At 57.9% G+C, this 22,614-nt stretch carries 16 protein-coding genes and 1 pseudogene; 14 read left to right on the top strand and 3 right to left on the bottom strand.

Translation table 11 applies throughout. From position 1 onward, the window contains the following. Positions 1-32 precede the first annotated feature (32 nt). The 5 genes from P9255_RS12010 (at position 33) to P9255_RS11990 (ending at position 4,043) form a co-directional block, all read left to right on the top strand. Positions 33-1,121: a hypothetical protein gene (locus P9255_RS12010; protein WP_309789558.1), complete on the top strand. Its 1,089-nt coding sequence runs from the start codon at positions 33-35 to the stop codon at positions 1,119-1,121. Between the two features lie 61 nt (positions 1,122-1,182). After that, complete coding sequence (locus P9255_RS12005; protein WP_309789557.1) at positions 1,183-1,380, top strand: hypothetical protein; 198 nt, start codon at positions 1,183-1,185, stop codon at positions 1,378-1,380. Further along, positions 1,367-1,726: a hypothetical protein gene (locus P9255_RS12000; protein WP_309789556.1), complete on the top strand. Its 360-nt coding sequence runs from the start codon at positions 1,367-1,369 to the stop codon at positions 1,724-1,726. The genes P9255_RS12005 and P9255_RS12000 overlap by 14 nt, the downstream gene beginning before the upstream one ends. Further along, complete coding sequence (locus P9255_RS11995; protein ID WP_309789555.1) at positions 1,704-2,954, top strand: Eco57I restriction-modification methylase domain-containing protein; 1,251 nt, start codon at positions 1,704-1,706, stop codon at positions 2,952-2,954. The genes P9255_RS12000 and P9255_RS11995 overlap by 23 nt, the downstream gene beginning before the upstream one ends. A 165-nt stretch (positions 2,955-3,119) precedes the next feature. Next, positions 3,120-4,043 (top strand): XamI family restriction endonuclease, encoded by a 924-nt coding sequence (locus P9255_RS11990; protein WP_309789553.1) that lies wholly within the window; start codon positions 3,120-3,122, stop codon positions 4,041-4,043. A gap of 94 nt (positions 4,044-4,137) precedes the next feature. On the opposite strand, the gene P9255_RS11985 is transcribed toward P9255_RS11990, so the two are convergent. After that, entirely contained in the window at positions 4,138-5,163 is a 1,026-nt protein-coding gene (locus tag P9255_RS11985) for a P63C domain-containing protein (RefSeq protein ID WP_309789552.1), read from the bottom strand. A gap of 432 nt (positions 5,164-5,595) precedes the next feature. Here P9255_RS11985 and P9255_RS11980 point away from each other — a divergent pair, with 432 nt between their 5' ends. The 5 genes from P9255_RS11980 to P9255_RS11960 all read left to right on the top strand — a co-directional run bounded on the left by P9255_RS11980 (position 5,596) and on the right by P9255_RS11960 (position 13,697). Then, positions 5,596-7,422 (top strand): ATP-binding protein, encoded by a 1,827-nt coding sequence (locus P9255_RS11980; protein WP_309789551.1) that lies wholly within the window; start codon positions 5,596-5,598, stop codon positions 7,420-7,422. A 555-nt stretch (positions 7,423-7,977) separates the two neighbouring features. Beyond that, on the top strand, positions 7,978-9,129 hold the full coding sequence (locus P9255_RS11975; RefSeq protein WP_309789550.1) for a PAS domain-containing sensor histidine kinase: 1,152 nt from the start codon (positions 7,978-7,980) through the stop codon (positions 9,127-9,129). 337 nt (positions 9,130-9,466) lie between these two features. Next, the gene (locus tag P9255_RS11970; protein ID WP_309789549.1) at positions 9,467-10,924 is read left to right on the top strand and encodes an ATPase domain-containing protein; all 1,458 of its coding nucleotides are present in this window, start codon (positions 9,467-9,469) and stop codon (positions 10,922-10,924) included. A 15-nt stretch (positions 10,925-10,939) separates the two neighbouring features. Beyond that, on the top strand, positions 10,940-11,302 hold the full coding sequence (locus P9255_RS11965) for a response regulator (protein WP_309789548.1): 363 nt from the start codon (positions 10,940-10,942) through the stop codon (positions 11,300-11,302). A gap of 454 nt (positions 11,303-11,756) precedes the next feature. Next, positions 11,757-13,697: an ATP-binding protein gene (locus P9255_RS11960; RefSeq protein WP_309789547.1), complete on the top strand. Its 1,941-nt coding sequence runs from the start codon at positions 11,757-11,759 to the stop codon at positions 13,695-13,697. 30 nt (positions 13,698-13,727) lie between these two features. Here P9255_RS11960 and P9255_RS11955 read toward each other — a convergent pair whose 3' ends face one another. Further along, positions 13,728-15,656, bottom strand: coding sequence for an alkyl sulfatase dimerization domain-containing protein (locus tag P9255_RS11955; RefSeq protein WP_309789546.1), 1,929 nt, complete (start codon positions 15,654-15,656; stop codon positions 13,728-13,730). A 258-nt stretch (positions 15,657-15,914) separates the two neighbouring features. Between P9255_RS11955 and P9255_RS11950 the strand changes: the two genes are divergently transcribed. From P9255_RS11950 to P9255_RS11935, 4 genes are all read left to right on the top strand, one after another. After that, on the top strand, positions 15,915-17,120 hold the full coding sequence (locus tag P9255_RS11950; RefSeq protein ID WP_309789545.1) for a hypothetical protein: 1,206 nt from the start codon (positions 15,915-15,917) through the stop codon (positions 17,118-17,120). Positions 17,121-17,154: 34 nt separating this feature from the next. Continuing rightward, on the top strand, positions 17,155-17,793 hold the full coding sequence (locus P9255_RS11945) for a hypothetical protein (protein ID WP_309789544.1): 639 nt from the start codon (positions 17,155-17,157) through the stop codon (positions 17,791-17,793). Positions 17,794-18,097: 304 nt separating this feature from the next. After that, positions 18,098-18,733 carry a response regulator gene (locus P9255_RS11940; protein WP_309789543.1) on the top strand — a complete coding sequence of 212 codons (636 nt, stop codon included), beginning with the start codon at positions 18,098-18,100 and terminating at the stop codon, positions 18,731-18,733. A 50-nt stretch (positions 18,734-18,783) separates the two neighbouring features. After that, positions 18,784-19,149: a response regulator gene (locus P9255_RS11935; protein WP_309789542.1), complete on the top strand. Its 366-nt coding sequence runs from the start codon at positions 18,784-18,786 to the stop codon at positions 19,147-19,149. Positions 19,150-19,426: 277 nt separating this feature from the next. Here the strand turns inward: P9255_RS11935 and P9255_RS11930 are convergent. Continuing rightward, positions 19,427-22,610, bottom strand: a pseudogene (locus tag P9255_RS11930) (error-prone DNA polymerase). Positions 22,611-22,614: the final 4 nt, after the last annotated feature.

Raw genomic sequence — 22,614 nt, 5'->3', positions numbered from 1 at the left:
GAACGCACAAGCCGATAAGTTAGAGGTTGAAGATGAAGCGTATCGCGAGAGACCCCGGAAAGTTTGAACCTCTTAATCTTTTCACCGCCATCAGCCGTGAAGCAGGATATCGCCTAGGCAGCGAGGCTCATTATCACCACTTCATCAATGCGGTCGAGAAGTCACTCAAAGCTTCCCAAGCCAACCTCAACATGCTGCACGGGAAGCGTATCGAAGCTCTATTCGCGCACGTAGCGGGCGCGCTCGGGCGGTGTCTGATGGTGAAAGCAGAGGATGCCGGCGATATCTTCGTTGCTGACGGGGAAGTGAAGATCCCCGATTACCGGCTAGTGCTTCGGGATCGGAGCCAGCTACTGGTCGAGGTCAAGAACTGTCACGGCGACGGTATCGAGCGGCCGTTCTCGTTAAAACGCGACTATGTCGACCAGTTGGATCGATACGCGGACATGAACGGGGCGTCGTTGAAGTTTGCCGTCTTTTTCTCAAGCTGGCGCAGTTGGTGCCTATTGTCGCGGCAGTCTTTCCAGGAAGAAGACGATGACCACATCATTACCTTCCCGAACGCTATGGCAAGGAATGAGATGTCCTCGATCGGGGATGTGGTGATCGCAACCTTGCCGGAACTAAAAATTGAATTGCTCGCTGATCCTGCGGAGGCGCATGCGGTCGACAAACGTGGCCGGGCGCGGTTCATCATCCGCAGCGCCAAATTATTTTGCGCCGGCAAAGAGATTGTCGATTCTGCCGAGCAAGAGATCGCCTTTAGGCTGATGCGGTCAGGGAAGTGGCCTGACACCAGTGAGGCCATCGTCGAAGACGGAAAGCTGCTTGGCGTCATCATCACGGCACGGCCGGAGACGACCAATGAAGGGCAGCACTTCGAGATAATCGGCCATTTGAGCTCTCTGGTGACCTCAGCTTATGCAGAAATGACGGTCAAGGATAGACGCCCTATCGCGCTCGATGTCGCGGCCGATCCCGCCGCCTTCGCGCTCTGCATCCCGGAAGACTACCAAAGTGAAGCCTTGCCCCTTTGGCGACTCGTGCAGCAGCCAAATCCGGATTTTCAAGTGGACGGGGATGATGCAGCGGCAGCAAGGGGCCTTGCCACTACAATCTGATCGGTCCTCCCGCATCGAAAAGTTGACAAGCTGTCGAACTAGTTGAACAAAATCCTGGACCATGAATACCTCATCAAAAAAGCCAGCCCGCCGCAACCGCGTAAAGCCGGAAGACACCCAAATTGTCGGGTTTCGCCTGCCGCAAGCGATGGCGCGCGAGGTGAAAACGGAGGCGTCCCATCGGGGCGTTCTTCTCAAGGATTTATTTGTTGAGCTGTGGGAGCAATACAAACGGCAGCGAAAAGATGAAAGAAATTAGAACGGAGCAGGACCTGGTCGCGATCTCCGCCGCGCTGATCGGCTCCGCAACGATGCTGTCCAAAGACGAAGCCGCGCTCCTGAAGCGTGTGGCGAAACGGGTCGTTGACGCGCAGCTGATCGCGTCCGTCCGCGCCCGGATTGAGGACGGCGAAGATCCTCTCGGCGATGCGTTCTCCGGAATTCGATCGCCTGAAGAACGCCGCAGCCAGGGTGCAACGTACACGCCTTTGTCCATTATCCAATCGATGGTTAATTGGGCGGCGTTCAACGTCTTCGCCCGCTCGGATCGTCGATCCGGGAGCTGGCAGCGGCCGCTTCCTCTTGGAGGCGGGCGAACGGTTTAAGAAAGCGAAGCTGATCGGGATCGAGATGGACCCGCTGGCGGCGCTTATGCTGCGCGCAAATTTGGCGGTGCGTGGCCTGGAGAAGCGGTCTACCGTCATCGTCAACGACTATCGGCAGGCCTTGCTTCCCGCCGTCAAAGGGCAAAGTCTGTTTATCGGAAATCCGCCCTATGTGCGACACCACAATATCGGCACGGCTTGGAAAAACTGGTTCGGGGATGCCGCTGCAGAATTTGGAGTCAAGGCGAGCAAGCTGGCCGGCCTGCACATTCATTTCTTCGTCAGAACGTTGCAGCTGGCGAAGGATGGCGACGTGGGCGCGTTCATTACGTCGTCTGAATGGCTCGACGTGAACTACGGTTCAGCCCTTCGATCGCTTCTGGCAAAAGAGTTGGGCGGCGTCGGCCTGCATATTCTTAATCCGAAAGCGATGCCGTTCTCCGACGCTACGACGACGGGCGCTATTGCCTGCTTCAATGTCGGTCGCCGACCGGAAACGCTGAAGGTGCGTGAGGTCGAAACGCTTTCGAGCCTGAACTGCCTTTCTGCGGGAAACGAAGTGCCGTGGGACGTCGTGTCCCAATCGAAACGCTGGTCGACGATCATCCGGCCGAGCGCTGCGGTGCCAGCCGGCTATATCGAGCTGGGCGAACTGTGTCGTGTGCATCGCGGCCAGGTGACGGGTGGAAATGCCGTCTGGATAGCGGGGCAAAACGTATCGGGAATGCCCGCGTCTGTGCTGAAAGCGACGATCACCAAGGCAAAGGATCTGCTCAATGCTGGCGAGGTTTTGAAGGATGCGTCCGCCCTGCGCAAAGTCATCGACCTGCCGGCCGATCTCGACGAGCTCGACGATCCTGAAGAATTGAAGGCCGTCTGCCGTTTCCTGAAATGGGCGAAGCAACATGGCGCCGATCAATCCTATATCGCGCAGCATCGTCGCGCCTGGTGGGCTGTGGGCCTGAAAGAGCCCGCGCCGATTATCTGTACCTACATGGCCCGGCGCGCGCCGGCCTTCGTGAGAAATTTATGTGGGGCGCGGCATATCAACATCGCGCATGGCGTCTATCCGCGCCAGGCGCTTGATGATAAAACTCTGGATCGCCTGGGCGCGTGGCTTCGCGAGAACGTTAAAGTCGAGAGCGGCCGCACCTATGCGGGTGGGCTGACGAAGTTTGAGCCCAAAGAAGTTGAACGCATCCTCATCCCAAAGGAACAATTCATTTAATCGGCGGTTGCTTGGCCGCTTGGCCGCTTGGCCGCGAGAGGCGCTGGACCAAGTCGTCGCTTTCCCGCACAATAACGGCTCCATAAAGGGGGCGGCCGAAGCCGGCGGACTCATAAGTGAGAGCCGAAGGATTGAAGCGGACACGGTCCCGGCTAGAGAGTTCGAATGACGTCATCACCGCAGAAATGGACCGTGCAGCAGCTAAGAGACGACGCAGAAACCGCGACGATCGCATTCCGCAGAGAACGGTTGGACGAACCCCTCGAACTTTATTCCCAGCATTTCAAGACATTTTCCGGCATCTTCGCGAAGATTGTCGATCGCTTGCCCGAGCTGAAAGAGCCGCAGCTTGATGTGAACGTGATCGCCGATTTAATGCGAGATGGCGATTCACGCCGCGCATTTTGTTATCTGACGGCGCCGCCGATCTCAGAGGATGATCTCAAGACGCTTGCCGAGGCGTCGCTTGCACCAGGCACATTGAAGTCGAACCCGGACAGCGCGACGCGCATCCGCGACATCGTATTTCGGATCCTCGATCCGCATCGCTTCCCGTGGATCGAAGAAAATCGCGATCCGCTGCCCGAGGAGCGGGCGGCAGCGATCGTGGCATCGTCCGCTCTGGTAGCCGCGCGGAAGGTTGAGACGTTCCGCCGCAATGACGCCAAGGATCGGCAGGAAAACAAAGTCAAAGACCTTTTATTGTCGATCGGTTTCGAGCAGATCAAAAAACATGACATCCCCAACTCGTCCCGTGCCCCGAAGCCAGGACAGTTTATGGGCGAGACCCCGCTAGCCGGCGCGAGAGCCGATGTTGTAGCAACGCTGCGTGATGGCCGGATAATGGCAATCGAGTGCAAAGTCTCAAATTCGTCCGTGAACTCTTATAAGAGGATCGTTCACGACACCGGCGGGAAAGCGACAATCTGGCATCGCGAAATTGGCCGCGCTAACTTGATCGCGGCGGCCGTTATGAATGGTGTTTTCAGCCCCACCAACCTTGAGATCGTGCAGAATGACAAGGAAGTGGCTTTGTTTTGGGATCATCGCCTCGACGACCTGAAAGCCTTCGTCGAGGCTGCGAAGTAGTCAGTCATTCCGCCGCGATAACAATGGCTCGAGAAAGTGAAGTAAGACGCTCCCGCCATTTGAGGTGAGGCCTTCCCACCTTCTTTAACGTCGATTATTGCTTGCTTAATCTCAACGGTTCAGTGTCGAACGGCAATTGAAGAGTACTATTCAATTTAGGAAATGCTATATCGAGCTTTTGGGTGAAATCTTCCCACGTCGTGGATATGCGCATGAGAGCTTTCACGCCTTCGAGCAGTTCGCGAAGGCGGGGCTTTCCCTCTTCGGGCGTAAGGTATTGCGTCAGCTTTTGTGTCGGCCGACCGTTGGCGTTGCGACGTACTCGATCGTGAAGGGCCGGCCTAACTCCCGGTGCGAGTCGATCGTAGATGTCGTTTGTCCAATGACCGATGACGCCCGGCCGTGCAGTCTTTGCCGGATCGAAATTCCAGCCGTTGAGCCGATAAATGTGTCGATAAAAATCAACGTCGAACATTTTGACCCAAGGCAAGGCGTCTTTGCGGACGTGTTGCTCGATAATCTTAAGGATCGCATTACGCTTGCGGAGATCCTCGAAGCCAGTCGCCTGGTCGATAAGATCTTCGATGGCATAGTTGGTAAGGGCTTTCAACAATGCCCTGCATGCCTGGCCGATATGCATTTGGCTTGGCAGCAGTTGTGCGGCGGTCATCGCATCCTGATAGACCCAGCAGACGCCAGGAAGCAAACCGGCACGATACCCGAAAGCCCTTCCTTCATAGCCGGGTCCTCGCAGTGGCGCAAATTCTAGCGGCGTCATAGAGGCCAGCAAGTCATCAGAAACGAACGGCTCTAAGTTTTTCGCGCGAAGGAAAGCGGGCTTTCCGTCAATCGAGGCGCCTTCTCCTCCTTTCGCCTTACCTGCACGTCCGATAGCGTTAAGAAAACCTTCCTGCGTAAGAACACGCGTATTGTCGGCATCGTCCAACACAGCGCACGGAAGCCTGAGGTCGCCCATCTGAAGGTAGCCCTCTGCGATAGCTTTCGGAAACGCTTTTCCATGACGGGCAAGTGCCGCATTCCGGGCAATGGCGCTTCGTTCCTGTGGCGTTAAAGCTTTGGCCCGCGCAACGCCGCCCGACACTTTCGATTCATCTTTCATAGCAAACCCGTGCTTGCATGTAAATGATGCAAGCATAGCTTGCTTGCATTAACTGTGCAAGCAAGGCAAATGCTAAAGATGGTGCACGTATGCCCCCGGGACCGCCGTCGCTGTGCGCAACGGCATTTTCGCGGAGTTCTTCGAAGGCACGCCACGGGATGAGTCTCGGGTCCTGTCGAGGGTTAGGGTGGGCCACGCACCTAGTCACGCCGTGCGCCAGCCTAGGGCGCATTTCCTCGGGATTCCCAGCTTCTGTGGCAATTCTGACACACCGTGCCTTTCATCGGTAAAAATGGGTATTCTTTCGTTCGTACTATCCGGGCAGACTGCAGAGGGAACATTCGCTAGACAGCTAATCGAACCTGTCAGTCGTGGTTCACATGCGCCACGGCACAGGAAACAACAAACACATTGATATAACGATAAACTAGAATGAGACTAAAATCGGTTTCAATTAAAAACTTTCGTTGCTACCGCGAAGAAGTAACGGTTGCAATTGGCGACCTGACCACCTTTGTCGGCAAAAACGATATTGGCAAATCTTCGGCGCTTGAAGCACTGGAAATTTTCTTTAATAACGAGACGGTGAAGCTCGAGCAAGGCGATGCGAATATCTACAACGTTGGAAACCAGTTGGTGACCATCACCTGCGAATTCTTAGACTTGCCGCCGAAGCTGACGCTTGACGCCGGCGCGGAAACTTCCCTGGCGTCAGAATACCTGCTTTCCGCCGCCGGCACGTTGAAGATCCGGAAAGTCTTCGACTGCAGTAAAAAGACTCCTTCCGCCGAAGTCTTTCTTCTCGCGAACCATCCGACTGCCGCTGGCGTCGCAGATCTACTCGATCTGAAGGAGAGAGACCTTCAGAAGCGCGTCCAGGACCAGAAGCTCGACGTGGCGCTTAAAGGCAATCCAGGTATGCGGCAGGCTCTGTGGCAGGCTGCGTCGGATCTTCAACTGCAGGAGGTCGAGTTGCCTGTCACTAAACCAAAGGAAGACAGCAAGCGTATCTGGGATCAGCTTGAGACGTATCTGCCGATGTTCGCGCTCTTCCAAAGTGATCGCAGCAGCCGCGATTCGGATGGTGAGGTGCAAAACCCGATGAAAGCGGCCGTAGCCGCCGCGATCGCGGAAGTGCAGGACGATATCAACCGCATCCAGGCAAAGGTCAAAGAAAAGGCCGAAATGATCGCCAAGAGCACTCACGACGCGTTGAAGACGATCGATCCGAACCTCGCCAAAGAACTGACGCCGCAGTTCACGCCGCCGTCGGCGACGAAATGGACAGGCTTATTTTCGGTCGGCATGGACACGGACGACGGGATTCCACTTAACAAGCGAGGCAGCGGCGTGCGACGCCTCGTGCTGGTCAGTTTTTTCAAGGCCGAAGCGGAGCGCCGGGTTCGAACAAGCGTCAGCCGCAGCATCATCTACGCGATCGAAGAGCCGGAGACCGCGCAACATCCGAACAATCAGCGCATCCTTATCGAGTCTTTCAAAGCACTGGCTGCCGAGCCAGGATGTCAAGTCCTTCTAACGACCCATAGTCCAGGCTTCGCGTCGGAACTACCAACCGACAGCATCCGGTTCGTTACGCGCGACGTTGCTCTCAAGCCTGTCATTCTAGAGGGCGTAAATGTCTTTGGACAAGTTGCCGAAACACTTGGCGTAGTTCCCGACAGCCGAGTGAAAGTGCTGCTTTGCGTGGAGGGGCCAACGGACATCATCGCCCTGAAATGTCTCAGCCGCGCGCTACATGTCGCTGACGCGTCCATTCCCGATCTGACGACGGACGAGCGCATCGCCTTCGTACCATTAGGCGGATCGACGCTGAAACATTGGGTGAACGACCATTACTTGAAGCCGCTCAACCGCCGGGAAGTACATATTTACGATCGCGATGTTGCGGATTATGCGAACTGGGTGAACGAGGTCAATCAGCGCACCGACGGGTCATGGGCCGTTCAGACCGCGAAGTACGAAATCGAGTGCTACCTGCACGCCGACGCCATCAAGGAGGCCTTCGGCGTAGAAATTGTCGTTGGCGACAAGCCGGACGACGATGGAAATGCCGTCCCAAAACTTTTCGCCAAGGCGTTTTCCGCGCAGCAGAAGTACGACGGGATTATGAAAGACAATCCAGCCAAGCTTCGCCTTGCGAATAGAGCATTCCCGCTGATGACGGCAGCCCGCCTGGCAGAACGCGATCCCGCGGCAGAGGTCGAAGGTTGGTTTCGTCGCATTGCTGGAATGCTTTGACGTTTAGCCGCGTCAGGACTACTGTGGCTGGCGCAAAAGCGCGCCAGCTATAAAAAGGCGCATCGCTTTTGACGGCGTGAACAGGAACGTTGACGTGTCTGGATGAAACGGCGAACTATCAAACGTTCTCTTTCGACTACCAATATCCTCGTCTTGGACTTGCTTGACATAACGCGGTCGTATCGCCCGTCGCATCACTATCTGTTTAGTGTTTCCCGTCAATAACATAGCGCCCGCATCGGCGCGTTATCGACACGGTTATCCACGTAATCTGTGGATAACTCAGCCCCCTGCAGCCACGCGCCAGACTGGACGCGCCTCCCGACCGGTTCGACAGCGACCTTCTCGAATTCCGGAGTCGGCCATGAAGGGACAATTGCTCCGCCCCGTGAATGGACATTCAATCGTCCGTGGCACACCGAAAGCGGCCGTAGCGACAAGCCCACGGGACGTGTGCCGGTCAATGTTGCCGACGGCCGTTGTTAGAAAAGGATAATATGGCATCTTTGCCGACATTAAAGGTCGGTCGGCATCCTTGCGTTCGGGAATGTGAAAATGCCAGCGATCGTCCCCATCTCGTCGAAAATCAAGCCTCGTCCCGTTTTGGACGAGGAGCTTATTGAGGCGCTTCCCGTCGCGGTGTATGTTTGCGATCTTGACGGCGTAATCGTTCGCTACAACAGAAAAGCGGAAGAGTTGTGGGGTAGGTCGCTGGGGCCAGCAGATGCCAATATGCTCTACTGCGGCGCTTACAAGCTTCACTTACCGGACGGGATGATTCTTCCGCAAGACCGCGCTCCCATGGTGGAGGCGCTACGGTCTGGAGCGTCGTTTCGTAATCTCGAGTTTCAGATCGAACAGCCCAACGGCCAACGCCTTTGGGTGCTGGTGAACATCGATCCCCTGCGCGACGAGGCAGGCACCATTGTCGGAGCGATCAATTGCTTCCAGGACGTCACCGAGCATAAGTTAGCTCAAGAGCAAAAGTTGCGAATCGATGAACTGAATCGCAGCCTGCAACGCCAATCTGAATTTCTTGCTACCGTTGCACATGAGTTGCGCAGCCCGCTTGCACCTGTTCGCAGCGCTTTGGAGGTCATGCGCCGAAGCAGCCCCGGGACGGACGCCGAGCCCATGCGGGCCATGATTGAAAGACAGGTGGCCCACATGACCCGCCTGATCGACGATCTCATTGATGGCGCGCGCGTGACGGCAGGAAAGATCGAATTGAAAAAGTGTGGCACGGATCTGCGGGACATAGTTGACCGAGGTGTCGAACTGATCCGACCGCAGATAGATGCGGCGAATCAGGAACTCGTCGTCGAGGTTCCGCGATGGCCGGTCAGTATAGTTGCTGACGCTATGCGGCTGACGCAAGTCATCGGAAATTTGCTCGGAAATGCGACCAAATTTACACCCGTTGGTGGCCGCATCTGCGTCAGCCTGACGGTTGAAGACAATCTTGCTGTCCTGAGCGTTTCTGACGATGGCATCGGGATACCGTCGGAAAAACTCCCGTCGATTTTCGAAATGTTTTCCCAGGGCGAGCAGGCTTGCGCGCGTGATCCTGGCGGGCTCGGTATTGGCCTGGCACTGACGAAACGGCTCGTCGAAATGCATGATGGAAACATCGTTGCAGAAAGTGCCGGCCGCGGGCACGGCAGCAATTTCGTTTGTAGGCTGCCGATGGGGCCGTCCATGGCCTAACGAAGGCCAGCGAACGGATCATATGGGCCGAACTGCCTAATGAGGATGGCCGCCGACATCGGGAGCTCGAGCGCTTTCTGGTGACACTGTTCGGTCGTCGGGGCACTGCGCGGCACGCGGACAAGTAGCGAACTGCTTCGGCATGCCCGTAACGCGTGTTATCGTTCAGCGTCGTCCGAAACACACGCTTTGGAACCGTGTGTTTCCGTGCACTAACGTATGGCCGACCTTAGGTAGAGCGGCGCGTGCCTATGCAGCACGTCGCAAGGCGGGCCAGTGCGTGCGCCTGCAGACAGGTGTGGCCCGACGCCGAATTTCGACTTGACAGACCCTCACAATGAAGAAAACGTTGATCAGGCTGAAAAGCAATGTTCCCGGGCTCGATGACGTCTTAGGCGGTGGACTTGTGGCCGGTTCGTCGTACATCATTCAGGGACAGCCGGGGTCCGGCAAAACGATCCTAGCGAACCAGATAGCGTTCTCGCACATGAAGCAGGGCGAGAGGGTCCTGTATGTCACTCTGCTCGCCGAGTCGCATGAACGGCTATTCCAGTCCCTATCCACGCTCGAATTTTATGAAGCTGATCGTATAGGAGCAGAAGCAAGCTATATTAGCCTGCTCAAAGTGTTTCGCGAACAAGGACTAGAAGCGCTAGTCGACGCGCTCCGTTTGGAGTTGAAACGCCAAGGCGCATCGCTCTTGATCCTTGATGGTCTATTAAACGCTCGCGAACGTTCGTCGGATGCACTTGATGTCAAGTCATTTGTCGCTGAACTGCAAGGGCACGCGTCGTTTACCGGCTGTACGGTTCTTTTTCTGACAAGCGCCGACGCAGAGAACGCAAGCCCGGAACACACCATGGTCGATGGCGTGATCCAATTGCGCGAGGAGCTGTTCGGTTCGCGCACGGTTCGTCGGCTGCGAGTGGCTAAATCAAGGGGGAGCGCTTCTCTCGGGGGGTTGCATGCCTACGAGATCGCTGATCGGGGCATTACGGTCTATCCGCGCCTCGAGGCTCTTCTCGCTCTCCCGTCCAAGATGGAGGCTGCAGCAGCCAGGCGGGTGCCAACGGGAGTAGCCGGCTTTGACGAGCGGATCCAAGGCGGGCTGCCGGCCGATTCCGTGACATTGATCACGGGCCCGGCCGGCAGCGGAAAAACCACCTTCGGGTTGAACTTTCTGCAAGCCAGTACTGTGCACGAGCCATCGCTGCACTTTGGCTTCTATGAGACGCCAGAAAGACTGAAGGCAAAAGCGTCGGCGTTAGGGATCGAGTTACAGCGATTGGTCGAGTCTGGTGCGGTGCACGTCATGTGGACACCGCTCACGGAAAACATCCTCGACAAGCTTGCTAGCCAGCTCCTGGAGGCGATTCATAAGCACGGAATTAAGCGCTTGTTTATCGACGGAATGGGCGGATTTCAAAGTGCGGCAGTCGTTCCCGACCGACTCATCGACTTCTTTGCCGCTTTGACGAATCAGCTGAGAGCCATGGAAGTTACGACTCTCTGCACGTGGGAGACGCGTCAGATGCTCGGTGCCGCAATGAGCAACCCGTCCCCCCGGCTGGTCAGTATGCTTGATGGCCTGGTTAGCATGCATCACGCGTTAGACGAGTTGACAGTTCGTCGCGGCATGGTAGTCGTTAAACTTCGCGACAGCACATTTGATCCGTCGATAGCGGAAATTGAAATCTCGACGGGCGGCATCCGCATAGCAGGTCAGATGTCACCCACCGCCTCCTCGCCCTCAGCAAGTCTCGCACTGAACAGCGACGACGCCGCAGCAGAATAACGAGAGGCGAGGAGAATGACCACAATTGTCGTCGTCGATGATGAAACTACTATTACTGACTTCCTATGCTACCTGTTGAAGGAAGAAGGCTTCGACGTATCCGCGGCAAGTGATGGCAGGGCAGCCCTGAACCTGATCCAATCGACCAAGCCCGATCTCATCGTGACTGACTTTATGATGCCAATCATGTCGGGACTAGACCTTGCGCGCGCTTTGAAAGCAGACAACGCGTTTTCAGAAATTCCGATCATCCTTGCGACGGCTGCTCAAGGTGCGATTGCGCGATCTAACGCAACGTTGTTCGCTGCGGTTTTGGATAAGCCGTATCCTTTGGACGAGCTTCTACGCTTAATCAGGGAGCTGGCATCAAGCCGATGAAGGCGATCAAATCTCTCAGCCCCCGGGAAATGGATGTATGGACGCCAGGCTCAGCCAACTAGCTGGATGACCGAAGTGGCCAGCTTCCTGCCTGCCGGCCCTGGGTCACGGGAATGGCGGCGTTGGGTCGCGTTGCGTCGGTCCGCTCCGAAAGTTCATCGCCGGAAAGCGGCCCGTGGAATTCCGCTTCCCGAAAGCCGCCAGTTGGCAGTGCGTACTCCCGACCCGTCTCAGTGATCCAATACAAACAACAGCGGATGGCCGGTAGGAAAGATAAAGCGGCCCGCACACGCGCGCAGCGCCCAATGTTGACAGGATGATGAAGCACCGAACGGCGTCAAGGTCAATGTAAGCTTTGCTATATTGGGCGTCGTACGATCATCGGAGGTGAAACACCGCAGGCCGCTCCGATTGTGCGTACGACCAAGTCGGCTCGCCAACTTTCGGAGTTGATATGCCCGAGAGAACTGCGGCACAGCGCGTTGCATCGCCTTACCCCGCGCAATTGCAGCGACGTTGGAGCTTGTATTGTCTGGTATTGCTTCTTGGCTTGCTCTCAATGGCCGTTCATGCCGGCGAGCGGTGGCGAGTCGTCATTCTTCCGGGCGCCGATCCTACGCAGCCAGCGGTAGCGATCCAAATCCGAGCACTGCGTAGCGCCCTAACTGCGGCTGCGCCAGATGGCGTCGAGTTTTACACAGACTCCCTTGACGAATTGCGATTCGATCGTGACGACTTGACTCCACAGTTCCTCGCGCTTCTTAAAAAGAAATACGGGAACAAACGAATCGATCTTGTGATTGGCATCGCCGACTTCGCGCTCGATTTCACCACGCGATATCACAGGGACATCTGGCCCAAGACACCCATCCTGATCACAAGCATCGACGAAAGCCGTGTCGCACGCATGCCTCCCGAGTTTGCTTATATCCCTTGGCATTTTGACGCGGACAAGACGATTGCCCTTGCAGAAGCGCTCCAGCCGCAAGCGACGCAACTCGTGATCGTGGCAGGAAACAGCAATTTCGACGACTTTACCTCGCGGCTGGCTGAACAGGCGGCTCGATCCCGGCGATCTCGTAAATGGGAGGTAAGCATATGGAGCGGGCTCACCCTCGAGGAACTGACGACTCGGCTCAGCGCACTTGACCCGTCCGCCGCTGCAGTTATCTATACGACGATGTATCGTGACCGTGAAAGCCGAACCTATTTCCCGTTCGAAGTTGTCGCTCCGATCGCACATGCGTCGCGTGCTCCCATTTACGGGTGGTATCCGACTTACCTGAATCAAGGTCTGATAGGCGGTGCTTTTATAAGCTACGAGGACAACGGACGCCGAGCGGGCGAGCTCGCCGCATCCATCTTGCTTGGCAAGGTATCGCCCCACAGTGCGACTTTGCCGACGCAGCGATCTCGATGCATCGTCGATAGAGGCCAGGCCAATAAATTGGCGGTTCGCTCCGCTCTGATTCCGGACGACTGTGAGCAACTCAATGTGCCTCTATCCCTTTGGAATCAATATCGAGGCACTGTTCTCTTCGTGGCTGCTGTGGTAGCGCTGCAAGCTTTAACTATTGCCGCGTTGCTCTGGCAGCATCGCAAGCGAAGACTCGCCGAAGAAGCCGCAACCGTACGTGCCAACGAGCTCGCCAGAGCTACACGCATCTCGTCTGCCGGTGAGTTGAGCGCATCGATTGCGCACGAAGTTGGGCAACCGCTAGGGGCCATTCTGAGCAACGCCGACGCGGCGGGGATGATCCTGGAGCACCGCGAGCCCGAAGTGGCAGAACTTCAGCAGATTCTTGCTGATGTGCGCCGTGATGCAGTACGCGCAAGTCAGGTGGTTCAACGCCTGCGCGATTTGCTGCGAAAGCACCCCGTCGAGTTCGTCGAACTGAACTTAAATTTCACTATCGACGAGACACTGACGTTGTTGGCGCCTGAAGCTCGACGTCGCCGTGTCGCCATCGAGTCGAACCTCTGTGCGACATGTCCCGACGTCGTCGGAGATCGGATTCAGCTTCAGCAGGTACTTCTCAATCTTTCAGTCAACGCGATGGACGCAATGCATGAGACGGAGCCTTTAGAACGTCTTCTCACGATAACGACTCAACCCTGCGAGCACGGCGTCGAGCTGACCGTTGCCGATCGCGGTCACGGCATCCCGGAAGCAATTCGACCGAAGCTCTTCGAATCGTTTTTCACCACTAAAGTCCACGGCATGGGTCTTGGCCTCTCGATTGTCCGGACGATAGTCGAATGCCATGGCGGCTCCATCACGTCCCGATCCAGGGAAGGCGGTGGAAGCGCATTTGTCGTGTGGTTTCCGTCAGCAGGACGCAGTCGTGTCCACGCGCGGCATCTACATATTGGCAGTGCGGCGCGTGAACCGTGATCGAACGATATCGCGGGTCGGCAACTGATATCAAGGTTCGGCGATTGTGAACCAGAAATCGAACTTATCGAAGTTTCCGAGCATGTCCTTGAATTTTGCCGAATCGCCATCGATCTTGACCTGACCGCTCTCGGCGAGATTGCCGAGCTTTATCTTCCCGAGAGCAATGTCGTCAAGCGTCGCGCGATTCAACGTGACGGTGCCATCCGCCTTGTCCAGTTGCTTGTTCTTCCGATAGTTCATCACCCCGTTCTTCACCGTCAACACGTACTGCTCTTTCGTATCCGGGAAACTCAGGTTGTAGACATACGACTTGTCTCCCGCTCTCGGTCCGTTGAGGTGAATGGCCAGGAAGTCGAGGAACATGTCCGTTGTCATGCCGCGAATGATGTCGGGGGAACTTGTATTAGGTGTCGCCGCCTTCTGTACACCGCCGCGCAACTCTTGCGCGCCCGACAAATAGAAGTTGCGCGCCGGCCCCGATTCGGCTTGATAGCCCAGTTGCTCCAGCGCGTCCGCTTCGACACTGCGCGCCTCACGATTCTGCGGGTCAGCGAAGACAACCTTGTTCGCAACTGTGGCAGCCCAGCGATAATCCCCTTGTCTGTACGCAGCCTTCGCGGTGTCGATCATCTTGGCCGCGCCAACCATCGCGACGTACTTCTTAGCTTCTTCCGCCGGCGGATACGGGTTGAAGTTCGCCGGGTTGCCGTCCCAGAAACCGAGATAAAGTTGGTATGTCGCCCGAACATTGTGCTTCAGGTCTCCGTAGTAGCCACGGTTATAGAACTCCTTCGCGAGGCTGTCTGGGAGCCTGAACTGCTCGGCGATCTCGTTCATCGTCAAGCCCTGGTTGGCCATGCGCAACACCTGATCGTTGATGTACTTATACAGGTCGCGCTGCTTTTCCAAATGTTCGACGACGCGCTGATTGCCCCACTGCGGCCAATGGTGACTGCCGAATGACACTACGGCGTCGCTGCCCCACATGTCGATGGTTTCATCGAGCGTGCTCGTCCATTTCTGCGCGCTGCGCACTTTCGCGCCGCGCAGCGTGAGGAGGTTGTGCAGCGTGTGATTGGCGTCCTCTGCCAGGTCGATTGCCTTGAACTGCGGGAAGTAAAAGAGCATCTCGGCGGGCGCTTCGGTCCCAGGCGCCATCTGAAATACGATGTCAATACCGTCGATGGTCATCTTCTCACCGGTCTTGTCGATGATCTTGTTAGGCGGGAACAGCGTGATCGTGCCCGCCGCTGTCGTAAGTCCGAGGCCGCCACCGACGGTTCCTGCGGGATTCTTCGGCAGCAGATTGCCGTACATATACGATGCGCGCCGACTCATCACGTTGCCGGCGAAGACGTTTTCGCTGACGGCTTCTTCCATGAAACCTTCGGGCGCGACGACCGGGATTTTGCCCGAGCGAACGTCCGCTTCGTCCACAACCGCTCGAATGCCTGCGAAGTGATCGACGTGGGAGTGCGTGAAGATTACGCCGCTCACGGGCAAGCGCTCCACCTTGTCGTTGACCAGATCAAGCGCGGCCTTCGCGGTCTCGGTTGACGTCAGCGGATCGATGACGACCCAGCCCGTCTTTCCGCGAATGAACGTCATGTTCGCGAGGTCGATATTACGCACTTGATAGATTCCATCGACCACTTTGAAGAGTCCTCGCGTGCTTAGCAGTTCCGATTGCCGCCATAGGCTCGGATTCACTGTGGCCGGAGCAGGACCGTTCTGATGCAGGAAATCATACTGGGAGAGATCGATGACGGTGTTGCCGGCGGTGCCTTTGATCACGGCACTCGGCAGGTCGGCGATAAAGCCGCGACGTACGTCCTCGAAATCCTGCGTGTTCGAGAATGGCAGATAGTCTGCGACCGCCTGGTTGGCCTTGCGTGTAGCGTCGGTCGCCGGATTGGGCGCGGCGCTCGTCGCGCTGACGGCAGCGTCGAAGGCCATGATGGCAATCGCGGCTAGCCATCTGAGTTTCCTGGACATGTTCTACCCCCGGTGGAATGAACGATTTAGGAATCATTCACGCCAGCGCCCGTGCGCGCCATAGGGATATCGGGCAACTGCCATTGCCCCTCGGGGCAATGGCTTTCGCACCGCGAATTGAATTGCACCTTCGGGCAATCGCTTTGCCCGTTCTCCCAATAGCGCGAATGGCCGTCTGATGCCATCTTTCCACGACAAACCGTTCATCGAGAGTCAAAGATGCGGCCATCAGACGAAAGGCCGGATGGTGCCCCGAGCGCCGGCTTCGAGCAGTCTTCGTTGGAATTCTCGTTCGTCCGCGACGATGCAGCATTTCGATTACAGCGACGAATCGGTCTGATACCGTCTGACGGTTTAGGCGTCGCTCGGCGCGCGTTCGTCCTGGCCGCCTTTTGCTGGCTTCCCATCGCTCTATGGGCCGTTGCGACTGGCCGCGCATCACTGACTCATGGCGAGGACTCGCTCGCTTCACACTTCGGCATCCATGTCCGCTGCTTGGTTGCGATACCGCTGCTCGTCGTCGCCGAGCATACGGCTCAACGATCGTTTCGGCCGTTCCTACAATACTTCCTCGAGAGCGGCCTCGTCTCATCTGCCGACGTGCCCAAATTCGACACGGCCATTGCTGGCGTCGTTCGCCTCAAGCGTCGCATCCTGCCGTGGGTCTTGATTCTGGGCTGTGCGGTGGCGTGGGCCAGCGCCGGCGTTCTCCTCGCCCCCAACGAGGACGTTGGCTGGATCAGCACATCAGACCGAATTCCATTCGCGGGTTGGTGGTTCATCCTCGTTGTCCGCCCGATCTTCACCGCTCTTGTGCTGGCGTGGATCTGGCGGGCTTGCATCGTCTTCATCTTGATGCTGAATCTGGCGAGACTTCCACTCTCGCTCGTCCCGACCCATCCCGATCGGGCCGGAGGACTGGCCTTCGTTGAACGACTTGCCTTCGTGTTTAGTCCTGTCGCCTTCGCAGTCTCCGCGGTCGTCGCCGCGGCGTTCGCCCACGACGTTGTCTACCATGGCGTCGATCCGATGACCATGAAGGGCGTGTTGATTGGTGCCGCCGCCCTTGTCTCGCTCGTCCTTTTGCTTCCGTTCGCGCCGCTTGTGCTCACGCTCACGCGCCTTAAACGTCGGGCCATGCTCGAGTATGGGTCCTTGGTCGGACGGCATGGTCGGCTTGTACACCGGCGCTGGATCACCGGAGAAGATGTTGGGTCGCCAGAGATCCTCGACGCGCCGGAGCTCGGCCCCGTCGCAGACGTGCAAAGCATCTATGAGGCAGTGCGGCGCATCAAGCCCTTTCCATTTACCAAGCTCGGGGTTCTGGCGATTATGGTGCCTGCCGCGGCACCCATGCTCTTCATAGCCGCCATGCAGCTTCCCCTTCCCGCCGTGATGGGAAAGATTGTGAAGGCGCTTCTTTGAGCGCTAACTGCCACAGACCCGGAAGGAGGCAAACGTGCCAAAGCTGGTTAGCCATCCAATTACCTTTCTAGTGCTCGCTTTGTTGCTGATGTCGGTAGCCGCCTACCTCGGCTCGGTATTACGCAGAGCGCGACCGATGGCAGACGACATGCGTGAGGACTTCGGAACTGTGCAGTCGGCGGCTCTGACCCTTCTCGCTTTGGTCATCGGTTTCAGCCTTTCGATGGCGGTGGGACGCTACGACCAGCGCAAAAACCTTGAAGAAGAGGAAGCGAACGCTATCGGGACGGAGTTGCTGCGTGCAGAACTCCTCCCGGCAGCCCAGGGTTCAGAGATCCGTGCGCTTCTGGGACAGTACATCGCTCAACGAATCAAGTTCTATCAGACCGGTGACGGCGATGAACTGCAGCAAATCAACACGACGACGGCTCAGTTGCAATCGAACCTTTGGACCGCCGCACGCACCGGCGCGAACGCGCAACCGAGTCCGCTCACCGCACTTGCGATCGCCGGAATGAATGATGTCATCAATACGCAGGGTTACACACAAGCCGCCTGGTGGAACCATATCCCAGCCTCGGCATGGGCGCTCATGGTCATCATCGGTTTCTTCTGCAATGTCCTGATCGGATACGGCACGCGAAGTTCAAGACCGGGAAACGCTTCCTCATGATCATGCCCTTGATTGTCTCGATCTCGTTCACGCTCATCGCGGACATTGATAGCCCGCGGAATGGCCTCATCCGGGTGAAGCCGCAAAACTTGATAGCGACAGCGGCTTTAACTCCCAGCCAGTAGCGGCATCGGAGAGGCGCACAGCCTCGTCCACACTTGTGGTATTTGTGTGAGTGTGAGATGACGCAACGACACCCCGTGCGCCGACTCGCTGATTCCGATCGTGATCTGACATGCTACGAAAGGGCGACAAAGCGAGGACACGAGAGTTGATAGATCATGCCGAAGCGGTAGTCCACATCGTGGATGACGACGAAGCCATGCGCACCGCACTGTCACGGCTCCTGAAGAACGCCGGCTATTTGGTGCAAGCCTATGCGAGCGCCGGCGACTTCCTTGTGGCAGAACCCCACCCGCTTCCGGGCTGCCTGCTCCTGGACCTGGAACTTCCTGGTCCCAGCGGCCTGGACCTGCAGCACGCGCTGCATCGCAGGGCGCACACGATTCCGATCGTTTTCATCAGCGCCTATCAAGACATTCCAAAAACGGTTCTTGCCATAAAAGCCGGTGCCAGCGACTTTCTATTGAAGCCCATCGACTCGCAAGCGCTGCTTGCGGCTATCGAAAGTGCGCTCGCCGCAGCTGAGGCCACTGCGGTGGTGCATGCCTTACCGTTGCCTCGTGATGCTGCCCTCAGCGAGCGCGAGCAAGTCGTTTTACGCGGCATCATCACCGGAAAGTTGAATAAACAGATCGCTGCAGAACTCGATCTAAGCGAACGAACAATCAAATCGTGTCGAGCCGAACTCATGCGCAAGTTTGACGCACACTCACTTGCAGACCTCATTCGACGCGCGGAGCCGATTACCCGCGCGGCGGATGCGTGGGAGAACCTTGCTTGCCCCCAAGGGCAACGTCGTTGCCCCTCATCCGGATAGTCAAGCAACTCGCTCGGTACCACACTTGAGGTATCTCCCCGTGGCCGGCCATGAGCGATATCAAACAGACGATCGTCATTGTCGAAGACGACGATGGCATGCGGCGTGCGCTACAACGCCTGCTCACACTGGCGGGATACAACACGCTTGCATACGAGAGTGTCGAAGTACTCAATGCCACAGGCTGTATAGACCGCGCTTGGTGCCTTGTCCTGGACGTCCAGCTTCCCGGCGCGTCAGGGCCGACTCTCTACGCACAACTCGGCGAACCGCGTCCTCCAGCAGTCTTCATCACATCGCACGACAATGAGACGACGCGCTTGGCTGTTGCGAACGCGGGCGGTGTGCACTTTCTGGTCAAGCCCTTTGCGGGCACAGACTTGCTAGAACTAATAGCGATGTTCGGGGCGCAATGAGCGAAACAAACGTTGTCCTGCAGCCGTCCACGCATTGAAGTTATGCGCGCTCTGGCCCACGGTCGAACGACTCATTGCGTACGCTCAGCGGCCCTTCAAGAACGAATATGCACACGCACCCGAAAGGCCGATCATGGCCGATCGGGTGAGGTCGCCAACGGCCGCTTATCGGCACTCCACTTCGCGAAACCTGAATTTGGCTGACTGACCGCTTTGGAGACGGCCGTCTGACCGGAGTGGGTCGCAATTTGCCAGTCGTGAGCGGCACCGCTACGCGTCAGCAGAAGTTCTTGCTGACCGTCGTCAGTCCGCCAAGCAGATGGGACATATCGACGAGTCGCTGCGCAACCAGGTGACGGACTTCGCCCTCACATTGCCAGGTGCCGTACACCGCGAGCAAGGCCGCGCCCAACGCTTCACGGCGTTGCTTCTCGAGCAGCGACGGCCAGACGATGATGTTGACGTTGCCCGTCTCATCTTCGAGCGTCACAAACATGACGCCTTTTGCTGTCCCGGGTCGTTGCCGTACGGTCACCAGCCCACAGCCTCGCGCGAGACGGCCGTTTTGATAGGTCCGCAAGGTCGAAGCGGGCATTAACCGTTGTTCGAGCAGTGCCGGCCTCAGCAGCGAGAGCGGATGGCGCCCGAGTGTCAGTCCCGCCGTGTTGTAGTCGCTCACGATCTCCTGCGCCTCCGACGGCGCTCCGAGCGTCGGCGTGTCATCGTCTATTCGAGTATCGGCCAGAATGTCGCGGTCGGGCACCGCGGCCGCAGACTGCCACAACGCTTCACGACGGTTCCCTGCCAGCGACCGGAGCGCGTTCGCTGCCGCGAGTACTTGCAGGTCGCGGCGATCGAGCTGCGCGCGACGCGCCAAGTCGCTCACGCTTGCGAACGGCTTCACGGCGCGTGCCGTTTCGATCCGCTCGGCGGCGCCCTCGCGCATGCCCTTAAGCAACGACAGCCCAAGCCGCACGACGGGCTCCTGCCGACCCAAGCGATTTTCGAGCACCGAATCCCAGCCGCTGATGGTGACGTCGATCGGGGCCATCTCGACTCCGTGACGCCGCGCATCCTGTACGAGCTGAGAGGGCGAATAGAAGCCCATCGGCTGAGAGTTCAGCATGGCGGCCAAAAACGCGGCGGGCTCATGGCACTTGAGCCAACTGCTCGCATAGACGAGGAGTGCAAAGCTCGCCGCGTGACTCTCCGGGAAGCCATATTCGCCGAATCCCTTGATCTGCTCAAAGATGGCTTCGGCGAACGCCTTGTCGTAACCGCGTGCCTGCATGCCGCCCACGATCCGATCGTAGTATTGCTGCAGTCCGCCTTTGCGCTTCCATGCCGCCATCGCGCGCCGCAGCTGATCGGCTTCGCCCGGCGTGAAGCCTGCAGCCAGGATCGCCACCTGCATGACCTGCTCCTGGAAAATCGGCACGCCGAGCGTACGGCCCAGCGCGATTTCCAATTCCTTGCTGGGATAGGTGACCGGTTCCAGCTTCTGGCGCCGCCGCAAGTAGGGGTGGACAGCACCACCCTGAATCGGCCCCGGCCGCACGATCGCCACCTCGATCACGAGATCGTAGAACTCTCTTGGCTGCATGCGCGGCAGCATGCTCATCTGGGCGCGCGACTCGATCTGGAAGACGCCGACCGTGTCCGCGCGGGAGATCATCTCGTAGGTCGCCGCATCCTCCGCCGGAATGTCCTGCATCTCGAAGCGCTCACCGCGTTGCTCGGAGACGATATCGAGCGTTCGTCGAATCGCGGACAACATGCCGAGCGCGAGAACGTCGATCTTCAGCAAGCCGAGCGCTTCGAGGTCGTCCTTATCCCATTGGATCGCGCTACGGTCCGGCATCGCCGCATTCTCAACGGGCACCAGCCGTGTGAGCTTGCCGCGACTGATCACAAAGCCGCCCGAGTGCTGCGACAGATGGCGAGGAAAGTTAAGGATCTGCGCCGCCAGATTCGCCCACATGGCAATCAGCGGATTGGCAGGATCGAGGCCTGACTCTTCGAATCGACGCAGCAGATCCTGCGAGTGATCAAACCACTGATGGCTCTTCGCGACCTTGTCGACGATCTGCGGATCAATGCCGAGCGCCTTGCCGGTTTCCCGCAGCAACGCCCCGCGGTCGGTAGGTCGACACCGCTGCGGCGATGGCCGCGCGATCGCGCCCGTATTTGCGGTAGATGTACTGGATGACCTCTTCGCGCCGTTGGTGTTCGAAGTCAACATCGATGTCGGGCGGCTCACCGCGCTCCTTGCTGATGAAGCGCTCGAACAGCATGTTGCCGCGTGATGGATCGACTTCGGTGACGCCCAGGCAATAGCACACCGCGCTGTTGGCGGCCGACCCTCGGCCCTGACACAGGATATGTTGGCTGAGCGCGAAGCGCACGATGTCATAGACGGTGAGGAAGTACGCCTCATAGCGCAGCTCGCGAATGAGTTGCAGCTCATGCTCGATTTGTTGCTGTACGTTGTGTGGAACGCCGCCAGGGAAGCGCCGGTGCGCGCCGATATACGTCTCCTGTCGGAGATAGGCTTCGTGCGTATAGCCTTCGGGGACCAGTTCGTCGGGATACTCGTAGCGCAGTTCGTCGAGCGAGAAGCTGCAGCGCGCGAGAATTCTCAACGTTTCGGCAATCGCATGCGGTGGATACAGGTTGGCGAGCCGCAACCGCGAGCGCAAGTGCTGCTCGGCATTCGGCGCGAGCTCATACCCGCATTCGGCCACGGGTTTGCCGACGCGAATCGCGGTCATGGTGTCCTGCAGGGGCTTTCGTGAGCGGACGTGCATCACGACGTTGCCGGTGGCCACGACCGGTATCCCGGCTCGCAATGCAACCTGTTCGACGATGCCGCGATGGATGTCGTCCATCGCCCGCTGATGCAGCGTGAGCCCGATCCACGCACGCGCCGGGAAGGTCTGGCGCAGCCAGTCGACTTGCGCAGTCAGCGTCTCTTCATTCGCCGGAAAGTCCGGCACCAGGATCGCGAGGCAATTCTGAACGCCCTTCAAATGCGCGTATTCGGCTTCGGGGTGCGCGAGATCGTCGGGTGTCAGCAGGTAGGTACCCTTGGCCGCCCGCATGCGCGCCAGCGTGATGAGTTCGCACAGGTTGCCGTAACCTTCGCGGTTCTGCGCGAGCAAGATCAGGCCAAATGCGGGGCCAAAAGCAGTGCGCTTGTCGGCTTCGTCCACACTGTGATTCGCATGAACCAGACGAAAGTACGAGCCGATGACGAGCGGCAGCTTTTCTTCTTTGGCCTGAACGTGCGCGCGCACGACGCCCGCGACCGAACACTCGTCGGTGATGGCCAGTCCCGCATAACCGAGTTGCGACGCGCGCAGCACCAGCTCTTCGCCGTGCGACGCGCCGTGCAGGAACGAAAAATTGGAAAACGCGAAAAGCTCGGCGTAGTCGGGCAGAGCCGATGAGGGAAACTCCACAATG

The sequence above is a fragment of the Caballeronia sp. LZ019 genome, assembly GCF_031450825.1.
GTDB lineage: Bacteria > Pseudomonadota > Gammaproteobacteria > Burkholderiales > Burkholderiaceae > Caballeronia.
Note: the sequence above shows the minus strand (reverse complement) of the source record. Positions and strands in the feature narration are given on the sequence as shown.